1 protein-coding gene is annotated in these 298 nt (G+C 46.3%); it reads left to right on the top strand.

Translation table 11 applies throughout. From position 1 onward, the window contains the following. Positions 1 to 298, top strand: a 298-nt coding sequence (locus tag PZE06_RS28140) for an amidase family protein (protein ID WP_275792418.1), incomplete at both ends; no start/stop codon positions are given.

Here is a 298-nt window from a genome sequence, read left to right as displayed (position 1 = left end):
GAGTAAGATTCTCGATAAATTTAATCCAATTTATGATGCTACAGTCGTACAAAAGCTGCAAGCGGCTGAATCTATTACAATTGGAAAGCTAAATATGGACGAGTTTGCGATGGTGTCATCAACAGAGAACTCAGGCTTCCAAAAAACAAAAAACCCGTGGGATCTTGAAACAGTGCCAGGTGGATCATCCGGTGGTTCGGCAGCTGCCGTTGCGGCTGGAGAAGTACCATTTTCTTTGGGATCTGATACAGGCGGCTCGATTCGCCAGCCAGCTTCCTTTTGTGGTGTCGTAGGACTG

The organism is Robertmurraya sp. DFI.2.37 (assembly GCF_029211245.1).
In the GTDB taxonomy this organism is placed as follows: domain Bacteria; phylum Bacillota; class Bacilli; order Bacillales; family Cytobacillaceae; genus Robertmurraya; species Robertmurraya methanolica_A.
This window is presented reverse-complemented; position numbering and strand designations above follow the sequence as displayed.